Below are 16,094 nucleotides of genomic sequence, written 5' to 3'. Positions count from 1 at the left end.
GACATGGGGTACTTCCAGCCGGGGGACGTGGCGTTGCGCCGTGAGGTGCTGCACGGCGAGCCGTGGGTGGTGACGCCGACCCGGGTCGTGGCGGACGGGCCCGACCTGCTCGTCGTGTTCACCGCGCCGGACACCGAGTTCGGCTTCCACCCGCACCCGCGGCCCCACCACTGGCAGGAGCTCGGCCGCACGCGCTGGACCGGCATCGGCAAGCTCCAGCTGCACCGGCCCGGCGACGCCTACTCGGTCGACCTGTACTGGCAGGGGCCGCGACGCCGGTTCGCGGGCTTCTACCTCAACCTCCAGGCCCCGTTCCGCCGCACCGCGTTCGGCTTCGACACACTCGACCACGCGGTGGACTTCTGGGCGCCCGTCGACGGCGACTGGCGGGAGCTGGACCGCGACGAGTTCGAGGAGATGGTGGCCGACGGCAAGTACGACGCCGCCGAGGCCGAGCGGATCCGGCGCACCGCCGAGGAGGTCGCGGCGATGCTGACCGCCGGCACGACGTGGTGGGACCCGGCGTGGGGCTCGTGGGAGCCGGACCCGGACTGGCCGGTCCCGGTGCTGCCCGCCGGCTGGGAGGGCCACCCGCTGCCGTGAAGGTCGTCCCGCTCTCGCCGCAGACCCTCGTGGACGAGTTGGTCGGGCGGATCGACGCGTTGCCGCGCACGTCGTGGGCACGGGTGCTGGTCGACGGCGCCGTGCCGGCCAGGCCGGGCGAGCTGGCGGACGCCCTGGTGGAGCCGCTGCGCGCGCTGGGACGTCCGGTGCTGCGGGTGTCGGCGTGGGACTTCCTGCGGCCCGCGTCCGTGCGGCTGGAGTTCGGGCACGAGGACCCCGACTCGTTCCGCGACTCGTGGCTGGACGTGGGCGGCCTGCTCCGCGAGGTGCTGGAGCCGCTCGACCCCGGCGGGTCGGGACGGGTGCTGCCGGCGTTGTGGAACGCGGCGACGGACCGGGCGCACCGGGCCGGGTACGTGACGCTCGGCGCAGGCGGCGTGCTGCTGCTGGACGGCACGATGTTGTTGGACAAGTGGCTGCCCGCCGAGCTGACCGTGCACCTGTGGCTGTCGGCCGGCGCGCTCGGACGGCAGTCGGCCGACGAGTGGCGGTGGACGCTGCCCGCCTACGCCTCCTACGAGCCGCACGCGGATGTGACGGTGCGCTACGACCACCCCGCGCGACCCGCCCTCGTGGGTAAGGTGGACTGAGACCCAGGGGGAGGTGAGGGCATGTCCAGGCTGCGACTGCTGCCGGCGCTGTGCCTGGTCTCCCTCTACGCCCTCACCCTGCTCGGCACGCCCGCCGAGGTGCTGGCCGCCGTGACGGCCGTGGCGCTGGTCTTGCTGCTGCTCACCGCCACGCCGGTGGTGCGGGCCGCGCCCGCGTGGGTGCGGTCGCTGTCGATCCGCGAGAAGTCGCTGCGCGCCGCGTTCCTGCGGCTGCGCGACCCCGACGCGGCGGGCCGTCCCCGTCCCCGGGCACCCGGACTCGGCCTCAGCTCCTGAGGCCCTTGTTCCGCTTGCTCTGAGGACGGAGTTCTCCCCTTGTTCCACGCTTTGGGCTCAGCCCTGGCCGGGTTCGCCACGCCCGCCCTGGCCATCGTCGCCTTCACCGCCGTCGTGCGGCTGCTCATGCACCCGCTCAGCCGTGCCGCCGTGCGCGGCGAGAAAGCCCGCGCCGCGTTGGCGCCCGAGATCCGCGTGCTGTCCGAGAAGTACGGCAAGGACAAGGTCGAGCTCCAGGAGAAGACCCTGGAGCTCTACCGGTCCAACGGCACGTCGATGCTGGCCGGCTGCCTGCCCGCGTTGGTGCAGGCGCCGTTCTTCATGGTGATGTACCGGCTGGTGACCACGCCGAACCCGTTGCTGGACGGCACGCTGCTCGGCGTTCCGCTGGGCACGCACTGGTTCGGCGTGTGGGCGCACACGCCCGTGTTCCTCGCACTGTTCGCCGTGCTCACCGGGGTGGCGTACGCGACCTCGCGGTGGCAGGCGGCGGTTGCCCTGAAGAACGGAGGGCCGCAGCCGCCTTTCGCGAGGCTGCTGCGGCTCCTGCCGTTCGGCACCGTTCTCATCGCCGCCGTGCTGCCCCTGGCGGCCGGGGTCTACCTCGTGACGACGACTACCTGGACCCTGCTGGAGCGAGCTTTCCTGCATCGCGCAGTTCAGCTCCCGCCTCGTGCAGGTACTGGAGCACGTACCCGTACGACCTGAACAGGCCGCACTCGGCGTAGGACACCGACTGGCGCTGGCAGAAGTCGCGGACCAGAGCCTGCGAGTGGCGCAGGTTCGGCCGCGGCATGCTCGGGAACAGGTGGTGCTCGATCTGGTAGTTCAGGCCGCCCAGCAGGAAGTCGGTGAACACGCCGCCCTTGACGTTGCGGGAGGTCAGCACCTGCTTGCGGAGGAAGTCGAGCTGGTGGCCGGCTTGGAGCACCGGCATGCCCTTGTGGTTGGGCGCGAACGAGATGCCCATGTAGAGGCCGAACAGGGCCTGGTGCACCGCGATGAACGCGAGCCCCTTCACCGGCGACATGACCGTGAAGACGAGGGTCAGGTAGGCGACGAAGTGGACGACCAGCAGGACCAGTTCCAGCTTCCAGCCCTTGACCTCGCGGCGCGCCGCGGCGGACGTGCTGATGATGTGCAGGCTGAGGCCTTCGAGCAGCAGCAGCGGGAAGAACAACCACGCCTGGTGCTTGACGACGAGCCGGAAGAAGCCGCGCTTGCGCTGCGCCTGCTCGGCGCTGAACGCGAGCACGGAGATGTCGACGTCCGGGTCCTCGTCCTCGTGGTTGGGGTTGGCGTGGTGGCGGCTGTGCTTGCCCATCCACCAGCCGATGCCGACGCCGACGCCGAGGTTGCCCAGCAGCAGGCCGGTCCTGTAGTTGGCCTTGCCGCTGGTGAACATCTGCCGGTGGCCGGCGTCGTGACCGAGGAACGCGATCTGGGTGAACACGACGGCGAGCACCGCGGCGAGCAGGAGCTGCCACCACGAGTCGCCGATCAGCACCATGCCGACCACGGTGAGCCCCAGGGCGGCGATCAAGCCGACCAGGAACGTGACGTAGAAACCGGTGCGCCGGTCGAGCAGACCTTGCTGCTTGACCAACCTGGACAATTCAGCGAAGTCGCTGCCGCGGGCTTGGGTGCTCACTCCCGGAGGGTACGGCGCGCGGCAGTCGAGCCTCAGCCCAGCCTGAGTTGCAACTGGGCGAACAACCGGAGCAACGGGTCGTCCAGATCGAATCCGCCGAGCTCCGCCGCACGTCGGAGGCGGTACCGGAGGGTGTTCGGGTGAACGTGCAGTTGCGCGGCTGCGCTTTTCACATCGCCGAATTCGTCCAAGTAGACCAAAAGTGAACGGGCCAGTTCCCCATCGAGCCGCGCGAGTCGCGGATCCCGGATGCGCGGGTGGTCGGCCAAAAGCGCGAGGGTTTCACTGATCAACACCCGGGACCGGACGTCCTCCAGCGTCGCCACGTCGGCGTCGAGGTCGCGCGACATGGCGTCGAGCACCCGGTCGGCCTCGTCCCGGGAGATCATCACCTCGTCCACCGTCGGCACGGTGGAGCCGATCGCGCCCTGCACCCGCAGGCCCATGTGCTTGCGCGCGGCGGCCACGATCTCCTTGGTCAACGTCAGCAGCGGCGCCTTCGGCGGCAGGTCGGTGAGCAGGGCGTACGTGCGACCGCTCTGCCGGCTGACGAGCGCGCTGCGCCGGTACGCGGCGGCGTGCACGGAGATCAGGCTGGTCATCTCGGCCCGGCGCAGCTCGTGCTGCGTGCGGTCGGTGTGCTCCTGCCCGCGCAGGGCGAAGACGACGACGGCGGCGGGCTTGTCCGGGTCCGCGCCGATCTGCTCGGCGATCGCCTCGGCGTCCATCCGGCCGTCGAGCAGGGACGCGAGCAGGTTCTCCCGGAACGCGGCGGCGGGCTCGCGCTGCTGGACCAGGTGCAGGGCGGTGACGCGGGCGGCGCCGAGGAGGGCGCGTTCGGCCTGCTCGGCCAGCGGGGCGCCGCCCTCCTGCACCCAGATCGTGCCCAGCGGCTGCGCGCCCGCGTGGATGCCGACGGCGATGCGGCGGCGGATGCCCAGCTCGGGGCGCTCGTCGATGCGGACGACCTCTTCACCGGAGCGGAGGCGCTGGTAGACGCCCCACTCGCGGAGCATCTTGAGGTACGGCTCCGGCCCCTGGCGGCCGAGGATCGACAGCCGGCGCAGCTCGTCCACCTCGTCGGTGGAGCGGGAGTAGGCCAGCACGCGGCTCGCGGTGTCCTCGATGCTGACGATGCCGCCGGTCAGCGAGGCGATGGTCTGGGCGAGGCCGAACAGGTCGCCGTGCACCTCCCCCGGGCCCGCGTCGGCCGTCACGCGGACGTTGCGCACGACGCCGCGGGCCAGCGCTTCGAGGTGTTCCCAGCGGACCTCGGGCCGCACGGCCAGCAGCGCCACGCCCGCGTCCGCCGCCGCCTGCCGCAGCACCGTCGACGGCGTGTCGACCTTGACCGCGACCGCCACCGCTCCCCCGGCGCCGGCGGCCCGGACCAGCGGTGCCGCGGCGCGTCCCCGTGCGCCGATGACCAGCGCGAGGTCGCCGGGCCGCACGTCGGGCGTGTCGTCCGGGTCGAGGATGACCACGTCGAGGACGTCGGCCTCCAGCCCGTGCGGCGCGACCTGCACCTCGACCAGCGGATCGCCGAGCGCGATCAGGACCTGCCGCAGGCTCATCTTTGTCCAGTTCCACAACGAGGGGTGGCCAAGCCTAGACGGGTGGACAACGGGCCGCATGGTTGGAAGTCCTACCGTTGGGACACCCCCGAACTTTGTGGCGAAGGAGCTGCTTGTGGATGCCGTGACCGCGGTCCCCGCACCGGTGAACGAGCCCGTCCTCGGCTACGCCCCCGGCACCCCGGAGCGCGCGCAGTTGCAGGCGAAGCTGGCCGAGCTGGTCAAGGAGCCCACCGAGCTGACCCTCACCATCGGCGGCGAGCAGCGGGTCGGCGGCGGCGAGCGCTTCGACGTCGTGCAGCCCCACAACCACCGCGCCGTCCTCGGCACCCTGCACGGCGCCACGCGGCAGGACACCCGGGACGCCATCGCCGCCGCCAAGCAGGCCGCGCCCGAGTGGCGCGCGATGTCCTACGACGACCGCGCCGCGATCCTGCTGCGCGCCGCCGACCTGCTCGCGACCAAGTGGCGGGCCACGCTCAACGCGGCCACCATGCTCGGCCAGTCCAAGACCGCGATCCAGGCCGAGATCGACGCCGCGTGCGAGCTGATCGACTTCTGGCGCTTCAACGTCTCCTTCGGCCGGCAGCTCCTCGCCGAGCAGCCGCAGTCGTCCACCGGCGTGTGGAACCGCACGGACCACCGCCCGCTGGAGGGCTTCGTCTACGCGATCACGCCGTTCAACTTCACCGCCATCGCGGGCAACCTGCCCACCGCGCCCGCCCTGATGGGCAACGTGGTGCTGTGGAAGCCGTCGCCGACGCAGAGCTTCGCCGCGCACCTCACCATGCGGCTGCTCGAAGAGGCCGGCCTGCCGCCGGGCGTGATCAACCTGCTGCCCGGCGACGGCTTGGCCGTGTCCGAGGTGGCGCTGGCCGACCCGGACCTCGCGGGCATCCACTTCACCGGGTCCACCCGCACGTTCCAGCACCTGTGGGGCCAGGTGGGCGCGAACATCGCGAACTACCGCTCCTACCCGCGCGTCGTCGGCGAGACCGGCGGCAAGGACTTCGTGCTCGCGCACCCGTCGGCCGACGTCGACGTGCTGCGCACCGCGCTGGTCCGCGGCGCGTTCGAGTACCAGGGCCAGAAGTGCTCGGCCGCGTCCCGCGCGTACGTCCCGCGCTCGGTGTGGAACCGCGTGAAGGACGACTTCCTGGCCGACGTCGAGTCGCTGACCATGGGCGACGTCACGGACCTGTCGAACTTCATGGGCGCGGTCATCGACCGGCGCTCCTTCGACAAGCTGTCCGGGGTGCTGGAGGCCGCGCGCGCCGACGACCAGCTCGAAGTCGTCGCGGGCGGCACGGCGGACGACTCCGAGGGCTTCTTCGTGCGACCGACCGTGCTGCTGGGGAGCAACCCGGCGCACGAGGTGTTCACCACCGAGTACTTCGGGCCGGTGCTGGCGGTGCACGTGTTCGAGGACTCGGACTACGACACCGTGCTGCGGCAGATGGAGAGCGCCGCGCCGTACGCCCTGACCGGCGCGATCATCGCGCGGGACCGGGCCGCCATCGCGCACGCGCAGCGGGAGCTGCGGTTCGCCGCCGGCAACTTCTACGTCAACGACAAGCCGACGGGCGCGGTCGTCGGGCAGCAGCCGTTCGGCGGCGGTCGCGCGTCGGGCACGAACGACAAGGCGGGCTCGGTGCACAACCTGCTGCGCTGGGTGAGCCCGCGTTCCATCAAGGAGACGTTCGCGGCTCCGACCTCCTACCGCTACCCGCACCAGGGGTGATCATGCTCCGCTCCGCGCTGCTCGCCGCCTCGCGCTCCGGCGCCGTCCGCGAGCTGGTCGAACGCACGCCGCTGACCCGGCCGGTGGTCAGGCGCTTCATCTCCGGCGACGACGTGGCCGCGGCCGTCGCCACCACCGGCGAGGTGCTGGCCGACGGCCGCTACGTCACGCTGGACCACCTCGGCGAGGACACCCGGGACGCGGCGCAGGCCTCGGCCACCGTCGAGGCCTACCTGGACCTGCTGCGCAGGCTCGAACTCGCCGGGCACACCGAGCGGGCCGAGGTGTCGGTGAAGCTGTCCGCGGTGGGCCAGTTCCTGCCCGTCGACGGCGAGAAGATCGCGTTGGAGAACGCCCGGCGCATCTGCTCGGCGGCGGGCGCGGTCGGCACCACGGTCACCCTCGACATGGAGGACCACACCACGACCGACTCCACCCTGGGCATCCTGCGCGAGCTGCGGGTGGACTTCCCGTGGGTGGGCGCGGTGCTCCAGGCGTACCTGAAGCGGACCGAGCAGGACTGCCGGGACCTGGCCCACGCCGGGTCGCGCGTGCGGCTGTGCAAGGGCGCGTACCGGGAGCCCGCTTCGGTGGCGTTCCAGGACAAGGCCGACGTCGACCGGTCGTACGTGCGGTGCCTGAAGGCGTTGCTGGCGGGCGAGGGCTACCCGATGGTCGCCTCGCACGACCCCCGGCTGATCGCGATCGCGGGCGAGCTGGCCAAGGACCGGTCGCCGGACGCCTACGAGTACCAGATGCTGTACGGCATCCGGCCGGACGAGCAGCGCCGCATCGCCGCCGCGGGCAACCGCATGCGGGTCTACGTGCCGTACGGCGACCAGTGGTACGGCTACTTCATGCGGCGGCTGGCGGAGCGCCCGGCGAACGTGGCGTTCTTCCTCCGCTCACTGGTCACCACGGGCTAGCCCGATCCGCTGGTCGGTGACCTTCGCCAGGTCCACCCGGAACAGCTTCGGGTGGACCTCGGCGAGGTCGCGGTAGAGGTCGCCCGCCTCGTCCAGGGCGGCCATCGCCTCCGCCCGGTGGCCGAGCGCGGCGTAGCGCCTGCCCAGCTGGTCGAGCGCGCGGGCCAGCCGGGGTGCGCAGTCGTGGTCCTCGGCGGCGACGACCCGGCACAGCGCCGCGGCTTCCTCGGCCGCGGTCAGGGCGTCCTCAGGTCGGTCCGCGGCGATGTGCCGCAGGCTCAGGTCCGCCACCGCGTCCGCCAGCGCGGAGCGGTGCTCGGCCGGGTCCTCGTCGGCCAGTTCGCGGTACAGGGCGACCTCCCGGCGGGCCGCTTCGAGGGCTTCGTCGTGCAGCGACGCCAGGGCCGCGCGGGCGGCCAGCAGACCGTGCAGCTCGGCCTGTTCGAGCTTGGTCCGGGCCTCGCGCGCGAACGTCCGGGTGAGGATCGCGGGCAGCGGGTCGCCGTGGAAGCGGGGGTCGTCGAAGACGCGGCGGGCGACGGCCCGGGCCGGCGCGGGCCACTCGGCGAGGATCCTCAGGGTGGCGCCGGTGGCGGTGTCCGCGAGTTCCGGGTGCGCGGTGAACAGCTCCTCGGCCCGGCGGCGGGCGTGCGGCAGGCGTTCGGCGGCGCGGAGCAGCAGTTCCAGGGTCTCCGGCGTGCGGTCGGGCGTGATCCGGTCGTCCAGCAGCGTGCCGGCCAGCGCGTCCTCCGCGAGCCGGCCGCGGGTCGGCGCCGGCTCGACGGGTGAGCCGTGCACCGCGACAAGGGCGGCCAGGTGCAGGTCGTGCAGCGTCGGCGCGTCCGGCGGGGCCGTGGTCGGGATCTGCAGGCCCAGGGCGTAGGCGAAGTGGGCGCAGGCGGTGGCGAAGGACGTCTCGTGCTCGTCCGGGCGGGCGGTGACGGCGAGCTCCGCGGTGCGGTAGCCGAGGCCGACGGCACGTTGCCGGAGCGCGGACCACCACCAGCCCGTGCTCCGGGCGACCAGCAGCACGCGGGGTTCCCGCAGGTCCAGGTGCCCGACCAGGTCGAGGTGCCGGGCCAGGTCGGCGTCGTCCACGACCAGGACGTCCGGGCCGTCCGGGCCGGCCGCGAAGTGCCGCGCCAACCGGGTCTTGCCGACACCCGCCGGACCGTGCAGGAGCAGGACGGAGCACGCCTCGTCGCCCTCCCACCAGCGCGCCAGTTCGGCCAGCTCGTCCACGCGCCCGTGGAACGGCACCACCTCGTACCGGGGGTCCAGCAGCTCACCGGGCGACAGGGTGCGGTCCACCGGCTCATCCTGCTCCCCGCCCTCCGCCACGATCGGGTCACCGGCGGCTTGAGGTCCGGGGCCGGGATTGTCGGACCTCGGCGGCACAATCAGAGGCGTGCTCATCGCCTTGGTGCCGGACGGCGAGAACGCGGGCCGGTTCCGCGTGCTCGCCGACTCCGGGGCGCCCGAGGGACCGGTGGTGGCGACGACGGACCTGGCGGCGGCGGTGTCCGGGTTGGAGGAGCGGCACCGACCCCGGTGGCTGTGGGCGGAGACGGCGGAGGTCTACCCCGACCTGCTGGCACGCGGGGTGCGGGTCGAGCGGTGCCAGGACCTGGCGCACGTCGAGTACCTGCTGCTGGCCTACCAGGGGCGGCACGGCGAGCCGCGCGGGTTGGGCGCGGCGATCGCCCGGCTGCGCGGGCTGCCCGTGCCGGACGACCACGGGCCGCGCAAGCGCGACACCCAGCCGACCCTGTTCGAACCCGAGCAGCGGCGGCTGCCCGGCGACGTCGACCCGCTCGACGCGGTGGTCGCGGTGCACGTCGAGCAGCAGCGGCTGGCCGCCACGCTCGTGCACGCCGACCGGCTCAGGCTGCTGTTCGCGGCCGAGTCGGCCAGCGCGCTGGCCGCCGCCGAGATGACGCACTTCGGCCTGCCGTGGCGGGTGGACGTGCACGAGAAGCTGCTGGTGGACACCCTCGGCCCGCGACCGGCCACCGGCGTGCGCCCGGCCAGGCTCGCCGAGCTGGCCGACCGGATCACGGCGGCGTTCGGCGGCAAGCAGGTCAACCCGGACCACCCGCCGGGCATCGTGCGCGCGTTCGCCCGGGAGGGCATCGACGTGCCGTCGGCCCGCGCGTGGGTGCTCAAGGGCGTCGACCACCCGGCCGTGGAGCCGTTGCTGGAGTACAAGGAACTGGCCCGGCTGTGGGTGGCGCACGGCTGGACGTGGCTGGACGCCTGGGTGGCGGACGGGCGGTTCCGGCCGGACTACGTGGTCGGTGGCGTGGTGTCCGGGCGGTGGGCGACGCGGGGCGGTGCGGCGTTGCAGATCCCGCGCACGCTGCGCACGGCGGTGCGGGCCGATCCGGGGTGGAAGCTGGTGGCGGCGGACGCGGCGCAGCTGGAGCCGCGCGTGCTGGCGGCGTTGTCGAACGACCACAAGTTCACCGAGGTGTCCTCGGACGACGACCTCTACACGACGTTGGCCGCGGAGGCGTTCGACGGCGACCGGGGCAAGGCGAAGCTCGCCATGCTGTCCGCGATGTACGGCGGCACGGGCGGCAACGCGGGTCCGGCGATGGCGGTGCTGCGCCGCCGCTTCCCCGACGCGGTCGGGTACGTGGAGGCCGCCGCGCTGGCCGGTGAGCAGGGCCGGGTGGTCCGGTCCCGGCTGGGCCGCACGAGCCCGCCGCCGTCGGCCGCGTGGCACGAGACGACCGGCAGCACCGACGACGGCGAGGACGCGGTGCGGCAGTCGCGGCGGGCGGCGCGCGACTGGGGCCGGTTCACCCGCAACTTCGTGGTGCAGGCCAGCGCGGCGGACTGGACGGCGGCGCTGCTCGGCGTGCTTCGGCGGCGGCTGCGCCGGTCCGCGCCGGACGCGCACCTGGTGTTCTTCCAGCACGACGAGGTGCTGGTGCACTGCCCGGCGGAACAGGCCGAGGTGGTGTGCGCGGAGGTGACGGCGGCGGGCGAGGAGGCGTCCCGGCTGGTGTTCGGCGCGACACCGGTCCGCTTCCCGCTCAAAGCCGTGCCCGTCGACTCCTACGCCGACGCGAAGTAGCCGCATTGGGCCGATCGGACTCTTGAACGATCATCGTGAGAGCGCTCTCATGAGAGAGGGCAATGTGTTGTCTGGTGCCGAACGCTCGGAACAGTGACAAGGAGGTCACCGCTCATGGAGTTCAGCCGGAGCCGACGACGACGGGTCCTCGCGACCGCCGCCGCCCTGATCACCGCCGTGCCGCTCGCGATCGTCGCGACCATGTCGGCCAACGCGTCCGTGCCGTCCACGCCCGCGGGCTGGACGCTCCAGTGGAGCGACGACTTCAACGGCGGCGCGAACACGCTGCCGTCGTCCTCGAACTGGATCTTCGACACCGGTCACGGCTACCCCGGTGGCCCCGGCAACTGGGGCACCGGCGAGATCCAGAACTACACGACCAGCACGAACAACATCAAGCTCGACGGCTCGGGCAACCTGCGCATCACCGCGCTGCGCGACGGCTCGGGCAACTGGACGTCGTCCCGCATCGAGACCCAGCGGTCGAACTTCAAGCCGCCGGCCGGCGGCAAGCTCGCCATCGAGGGCCGCATCCAGATGCCCAACGTCACCGGCCAGGCCGCGCTCGGCTACTGGCCCGCGTTCTGGGCGCTCGGCGCGCCCTACCGCGGCAACTACTGGAACTGGCCCGCCATCGGCGAGTTCGACATCATGGAGAACGTCAACGGCATCAACTCCGTGTGGGGCGTGCTGCACTGCGGCGTGAACCCCGGCGGGCCGTGCAACGAGACGAACGGCCTCGGCGCGAGCCGCGCCTGCCCCGGTTCGTCCTGCCAGTCGGCGTTCCACACCTACCGGTTCGAGTGGGACGACAGCTCCTCGCCCAAGGCGCTGCGCTGGTACGTGGACGGGCAGCAGTTCCACAGCGTCACCCAGAACCAGATGGACGCGACCTCGTGGAACAACATGACCGGTCACGCGGGCTACTTCCTGCTGCTGAACCTGGCCATGGGCGGCGCGTTCCCCAACGGCGTCGCGGGCTTCGGCACGCCGACCGCGGCGACCCAGTCCGGCCACTCGATGGTGGTCGACTACGTGGCGGTGTGGTCGGCCGGCGGCGGCACCCAGCCGACGACCACGACCACCACCACGCCCGGTGGCAGCGGGTGGGACGCGTTCGCCGACATCCAGGCCGAGCAGGCCACGGCGCGGTCCGGCGGTTCGATCGTGTCGGGTGACGGCGGTCAGGCGGTGGCGCAGCTGGCCAACGGCAACTCGCTGCGGTTCTCCGGCGTCCGGTTCGGCTCGCGCACCGCGACGCAGTTCGTCGCCCGGGTCGCGTCCGGCGCGTCCGGCGGGGTGAGCGGCCTGGTCGAGGTGCGGCTGGACAGCCCGACCGCGGCGCCGGTCGGCAGCTTCGCCATCGGCGACACCGGCGGCTGGCAGAGCTGGCGGACGGTGCCCGCGAACATCTCCGGCGTCACCGGGACGCACGACGTGTACGTCACGTTCACCAGCGGGCAGCCCTCGCCGTACGTGAGCGTGAACTGGATCCGATTCGGCACGTGAGTGCTCGTGGCGGGCCGCGCGCCCCTCCTCCGGCGCGGCCCGCCACTACCATCGGCGACGTGTACGAGGAACGCCCGTTCCCCGGTCTGGCCTGCGCGTGGCGCCGGACCACGACGTCGACCGCCGCCGGCCTGGTCGTGCCGGACGGGTGCACCGACATCATCTACGCGGCGGCCACGGGCGAGGTGTTCGTGGCCGGGCCGGACACGGTCGGGCACGTGACGCGGATGGGGCCGGGCACGGTGTTCGGCGTCCGGTTCGGCCCCGGGGTCGGGCCTGCGGCGTTCGGCCTGCCCGGGGTGGAGCTGCGCGACCAGCGCGTCCCGCTGTCGGAGCTGTGGGGGCCGTCGGCGCGGCTGGACGACGCCCTCGGCGCCGCCGAGGACCCGTGCGACGTGCTGGCGTCGGCCGCCCTGTCCCGGTTGCGGGAGACGCCGCCGGACCCCGCGGTGGACGTCATCGCGTCGTCCTCGGGGAGCGTCGGCGACCTGGCCCGGTCGCTGGGGCTCAGCGCCCGGCAGCTGCACCGGCGGAGCCTGGCCGCGTTCGGCTACGGCCCCAAGGTGCTGCACCGCGTGCTGCGGTTCGACCGCGCGGTCAAGCTGGCGTGGCGGGGCGTGCCGTTCGCCGACATCGCCCACCGCACCGGGTACGCCGACCAGGCGCACCTGTCGCGCGAGGTGCGCGACCTGGCGGGCGTGCCGCTGGGTCAGCTGATCCGGTCGTAGGCGCGCAACGCCAGCAGCGCCGTGATGGTCACGATCGGTCGCCACTCGTAGGTCGTCACGGGCGTCCACGCGGCCCACGGGAACGTCCACCCGCCGTCGTCCTGCTGCCGGGCCGCCAGCGCGTCGAGGTCAGCGGCGATCTCGTCGTCGCCGAACCACCTCCGGGCCAGGCTGTCGGGCGTCGGCGCGTAGTCGTGCGGCTTGTGCGTCTCGCCTTCCGCGTACCCCTCGTGCGCTTCGCCCTCGCCCAGGTCGACCAACCCCTGCTCGCGCACGAGCTCGCCGAGCCGTGCCGCCTCCCGTTCCGCCCACGGCCGGTCGGGCGCGTGGTCGAGGAAGCGGACGCAGGCGGCGGCCTCGTACGGGTGGGTCTTGGTGAGGCCGGTGACGCGCTGCCGGCAGAACTCCGTGGCGCGGTCGAGCCACGCGTGCCCGGCGCCCATCTTGTGCAGGACACCCGCCAGCAGGGCCGTGGCCAGCAGGTCGCTGTCCCCGGACGGCTGCCACCACGGCGCCCTCAGGTCTTCGCGACCGGTGTCCACGCAGTTCGGCACGCCGCCGTCCGCGTTGGTGATCGTGGTCAGGAAGTCGCACGCCCGGTCGGCGTGCCCGGTCACCCCGACCTCGTCGAGCAGCGACAAGGCGGTGTAGGTGGCCAACGGCTGGCTGTCCGGCCCACGTCCGTCCGGCTCCAGGGCGTGCCCGAAGCCGCCGTCGTCGTTGCGGTAGGCCAGCACCGCCACCGCGACGGCCTCCCCGGACCCGCCGTCGAACAGGTGCAGGAACCGCCGCTGCTCGAGGACCCGCGCGTTGAGCCAGATGAAGGAACGTGCCTCGTCGATCATGCCACCGACGGTATGCCCGCCGAGGTCCCGCCGTCTTGAACGAATCGGACGTCCATCACCCACCAGGAGTAACCTTCGCGAGCATCCCCAGTGGGGAAAAGACCTTGTGCCATCATCACTTCGAGTTACAGAGGTGAGGGGGTGCGTCGATGTTGGACGCCGGGGGTGGCGACGCCATCAAGAGAATCGGATTCATGGCGGACACCGTGTCCGCGGGGCCGGCGGGCTCGGGACTCACTGCGGGCCAGACCGCGTTCACCGTCGACTTGGCGCAGGCGGAGAAGCTGATCAACGGCTTGGCGGACGCGCGCGACCGGCTGCAAGAACTGTACGACCGAACCTATTACCTGACGGTCACCGGGCCGCCTGGTAAGGATCCATACAGCGAATCGGCGGCAGTGGCGATCGGACAGACCGCAGGGGGCGACCCCGGCGGCTACGCCTTGGCCAACTCAAAGGCGATCGACGCCCTCAACAGTACGATCCAGAGCATCCAAGCCTCCCTGGACACCTATAAGAACCAGGATCAGGCAACCACCGACGCCTTCACGGGCGAAGGGAATCAGTCGTGAGGCGAGCAGCGCTGGTGGTCTTGTCCGCAACGGCCCTCATAGTCGCGTCGGGCTGCACGACCAAGGACGGCGGCACTCCGTCGCCAGCAGGCAACACGAGCACCACCGCAGCAGAGCCCACCACAACGTCGTCAGCGGTGGGCGAGGTCCCGGCCATCAGCGGCCCGGAACTGGACCTCACGAAGTTCGACGGTCCTTGCGCGATGCTGAAGGACGACCAACTCAGCGCCCGCGGCGTGACCAAGGCCGGCTCTCAACGCCCGGAACCAACCGGCCTGGCCTGTCAATGGCACCCGGATGACCGCGCGTTCGGCACGAGTTTCGTCGTCGCCCTGCTGGACAAAGCCGGCGGCTTGGATGGCGTCTACGCCAACCGCGAGGACCTCCCGGTGTTCCGGCCGACCGAGGTCGCCGGGTACCCGGCGGTCAACAGTGATCTGTCAGACGCAGCTCATGGCGCGTGCGCGACCGCTGTCGGCGTGGCCAAGAGCCAAGGCTTCGCGGTGCAGGTTCGAGTGAACGACAAGAAGCTGGCCGAGTACGCCGACCCGTGCTCCGTGTCCAGCGAGATCGCGGAAACCGTGGTCAAGAACCTGAAGGGGTAGGACATGGTGGGCGATGTCGACAGCGATGGCATGGGTCTCCTCAACATGTGCGTCGCCCCGGAGCAGATCTACCGCTGGTTCCAAGAGGGCAAAGGGCCCGACCAGACCACTGACGCCAGCCGCGAGGCGTGGATGGGGATTTCCACCGGCCACACCCAGATCAGCGAGTTGATCAACGAGGCGGTGAAGGCGTCCGGCGCGGTCTGGGAAGGTGCCGCAGGCGACTCGGCCCGTGCCAACACCACGCCGTTGGCCAGCTGGTCGGACTTGACCAGCGGACTCGCCACGACGGCAGGCGACAACACGGGCGAGATCAGCCGTGCGTTCCGCGAGGCCAAGGGCAACATGCAGGAGCCCGTCCAGGTGCCGGACAAGCCCTGGTACAACGACGCCATCCCGTGGGGCACCGACTACGACGACGCGGTCGAGCAGAGCCAGCAGGTCAACACGCACAACGTCGAGGTGCTGAACCGCTACGGCAGCTCCACGACCTCTGCGAGCAACTCCATGCCGTGGTTCCCGGAGCCCGGCGAGATCAACGGGAACGTCGAAAAAGAGAAAATCGAGATTCCGCCGCCCAAACCGGGCAAGGAGGAGCCGAACAACAACATCGGCGAGAACAACACCAACGTCAGCAACAGCAACGTGGATCGCAACGGCATCGGTACGACCACCACGTCGTGGGCCGAGCCGACCATCCCGCCGCCCGGCACGACCGACAACACGACCAGGCCGTCCTGGGTGCAGCCCGACCCCAACGGGCCCAAGCCCGACATCGGGTACCGGCCGCCCCCGCTGCCGTCCGACACGCGGTTGCCGAACGACCCGCGGTTGCCCTATGACCCGAGGTTGCCGTACGACCCGCGCAACCCGAACGACCCGCGCAACCCCAACCACCCCAACAATCCGAACAACCCCCGCAACCGGACGCCCGGGATGCCGGGGATGCCCGGCGGTGGACGTCCCGGTATGCCCGGCGGCGGCAGTGGCGGTGGGGGCGGCGGCGGGATGGGTGCCGGCCGGATTCCCGGCATGGGCGGCGGTCCTGGTGGCATGGGTGGCGGGTTCGGGCCCGGCGGAACGGCCGGCGTCATGGGGCACGGCGAGGGTCGCGGTGGCTTCGGGCCCGGTGGTGCGGGTGGGTTCGGGCCCGGTGGCGCGGCCGGTGGCCGTGGTGGGGCCGGGGCCGGCGGCATGGGCGCGGGCATGGGCGCCGGTGGTGCGCGCGGTGAGGGGGACGAGGACAAGGAGCACAAGTCCGCGTCGTACCTGCAGGAGACCGAGGACATCTTCGGCGACGGCACGATGGTGGCCCCACCGGTCATCGGCGAATAGCGGGAACAGGGGAGA

Annotated in this window: 16 protein-coding genes; 12 read left to right on the top strand and 4 right to left on the bottom strand. The window is 72.1% G+C overall.

Going from position 1 to position 16,094, the window contains the following annotated elements; all coding sequences use genetic code 11:
* The first annotated feature begins 3 nt into the window (after window positions 1–3).
* The 4 genes from ACQPYE_RS06605 to ACQPYE_RS06590 are packed head-to-tail and all read left to right on the top strand — an operon-like array spanning window position 4 to window position 2,219.
* Window positions 4–603 carry a DUF402 domain-containing protein gene (locus ACQPYE_RS06605; RefSeq protein WP_498719973.1) on the top strand — a complete coding sequence of 200 codons (600 nt, stop codon included), beginning with the start codon at window positions 4–6 and terminating at the stop codon, window positions 601–603.
* Window positions 600–1,214 (top strand): nucleoside/nucleotide kinase family protein, encoded by a 615-nt coding sequence (locus tag ACQPYE_RS06600; protein WP_498719972.1) that lies wholly within the window; start codon window positions 600–602, stop codon window positions 1,212–1,214. Before ACQPYE_RS06605 ends, ACQPYE_RS06600 begins: the two co-directional genes overlap by 4 nt.
* A gap of 21 nt (window positions 1,215–1,235) precedes the next feature.
* Entirely contained in the window at window positions 1,236–1,511 is a 276-nt protein-coding gene (locus ACQPYE_RS06595) for a DUF6412 domain-containing protein (RefSeq protein WP_498719970.1), read from the top strand.
* A 39-nt stretch (window positions 1,512–1,550) separates the two neighbouring features.
* Entirely contained in the window at window positions 1,551–2,219 is a 669-nt protein-coding gene (locus tag ACQPYE_RS06590; RefSeq protein WP_498719969.1) for a YidC/Oxa1 family membrane protein insertase, read from the top strand.
* Here ACQPYE_RS06590 and ACQPYE_RS06585 read toward each other — a convergent pair.
* Complete coding sequence (locus ACQPYE_RS06585) at window positions 2,128–3,162, bottom strand: fatty acid desaturase family protein (protein WP_498719967.1); 1,035 nt, start codon at window positions 3,160–3,162, stop codon at window positions 2,128–2,130. The two genes, ACQPYE_RS06590 and ACQPYE_RS06585, sit on opposite strands and share 92 nt — an antisense overlap.
* Window positions 3,163–3,194: 32 nt before the next feature.
* On the bottom strand, window positions 3,195–4,736 hold the full coding sequence (locus ACQPYE_RS06580) for a PucR family transcriptional regulator (protein WP_498719965.1): 1,542 nt from the start codon (window positions 4,734–4,736) through the stop codon (window positions 3,195–3,197).
* Window positions 4,737–4,851: 115 nt separating this feature from the next.
* Between ACQPYE_RS06580 and pruA the strand changes: the two genes are divergently transcribed.
* Window positions 4,852–6,477, top strand: coding sequence for an L-glutamate gamma-semialdehyde dehydrogenase (gene pruA, locus ACQPYE_RS06575; RefSeq protein ID WP_498719964.1), 1,626 nt, complete (start codon window positions 4,852–4,854; stop codon window positions 6,475–6,477).
* Between the two features lie 2 nt (window positions 6,478–6,479).
* Window positions 6,480–7,403, top strand: a complete 924-nt coding sequence (locus tag ACQPYE_RS06570; protein WP_498719963.1) for a proline dehydrogenase family protein — start codon at window positions 6,480–6,482, stop codon at window positions 7,401–7,403.
* Here ACQPYE_RS06570 and ACQPYE_RS06565 read toward each other — a convergent pair.
* Window positions 7,383–8,714 carry a hypothetical protein gene (locus ACQPYE_RS06565; protein ID WP_498719962.1) on the bottom strand — a complete coding sequence of 444 codons (1,332 nt, stop codon included), beginning with the start codon at window positions 8,712–8,714 and terminating at the stop codon, window positions 7,383–7,385. The two genes, ACQPYE_RS06570 and ACQPYE_RS06565, sit on opposite strands and share 21 nt — an antisense overlap.
* Window positions 8,715–8,811: 97 nt before the next feature.
* Between ACQPYE_RS06565 and ACQPYE_RS06560 the strand changes: the two genes are divergently transcribed.
* From ACQPYE_RS06560 to ACQPYE_RS06550, 3 genes are all read left to right on the top strand, one after another.
* Window positions 8,812–10,485: a bifunctional 3'-5' exonuclease/DNA polymerase gene (locus ACQPYE_RS06560; RefSeq protein ID WP_498719960.1), complete on the top strand. Its 1,674-nt coding sequence runs from the start codon at window positions 8,812–8,814 to the stop codon at window positions 10,483–10,485.
* Between the two features lie 114 nt (window positions 10,486–10,599).
* Window positions 10,600–11,994, top strand: coding sequence for a carbohydrate-binding protein (locus ACQPYE_RS06555; protein WP_498719958.1), 1,395 nt, complete (start codon window positions 10,600–10,602; stop codon window positions 11,992–11,994).
* Window positions 11,995–12,053: 59 nt separating this feature from the next.
* Window positions 12,054–12,722 carry an AraC family transcriptional regulator gene (locus tag ACQPYE_RS06550; protein WP_498719956.1) on the top strand — a complete coding sequence of 223 codons (669 nt, stop codon included), beginning with the start codon at window positions 12,054–12,056 and terminating at the stop codon, window positions 12,720–12,722.
* Here the strand turns inward: ACQPYE_RS06550 and ACQPYE_RS06545 are convergent.
* Window positions 12,704–13,567 (bottom strand): hypothetical protein, encoded by an 864-nt coding sequence (locus ACQPYE_RS06545; RefSeq protein WP_498719955.1) that lies wholly within the window; start codon window positions 13,565–13,567, stop codon window positions 12,704–12,706. The genes ACQPYE_RS06550 and ACQPYE_RS06545 overlap by 19 nt on opposite strands.
* A 194-nt stretch (window positions 13,568–13,761) precedes the next feature.
* Here ACQPYE_RS06545 and ACQPYE_RS06540 point away from each other — a divergent pair, with 194 nt between their 5' ends.
* From ACQPYE_RS06540 to ACQPYE_RS06530, 3 genes are read left to right on the top strand one after another with little or no spacing between them, the layout of a single operon-like run.
* A complete protein-coding gene (locus ACQPYE_RS06540) occupies window positions 13,762–14,139 on the top strand; it encodes a hypothetical protein (protein ID WP_498719953.1) in 378 nt (125 codons plus the stop codon).
* Entirely contained in the window at window positions 14,136–14,744 is a 609-nt protein-coding gene (locus tag ACQPYE_RS06535) for a DUF3558 domain-containing protein (protein ID WP_498719951.1), read from the top strand. The genes ACQPYE_RS06540 and ACQPYE_RS06535 overlap by 4 nt, the downstream gene beginning before the upstream one ends.
* Before the next feature lie 3 nt (window positions 14,745–14,747).
* On the top strand, window positions 14,748–16,079 hold the full coding sequence (locus ACQPYE_RS06530) for a PPE domain-containing protein (RefSeq protein WP_498719949.1): 1,332 nt from the start codon (window positions 14,748–14,750) through the stop codon (window positions 16,077–16,079).
* The last annotated feature ends 15 nt before the right edge of the window (window positions 16,080–16,094 follow it).

This window comes from Actinosynnema sp. CA-299493 (genome assembly GCF_050946825.1).
Classification (GTDB): Bacteria; Actinomycetota; Actinomycetes; order Mycobacteriales; family Pseudonocardiaceae; genus Actinosynnema.
This window is presented reverse-complemented; position numbering and strand designations above follow the sequence as displayed.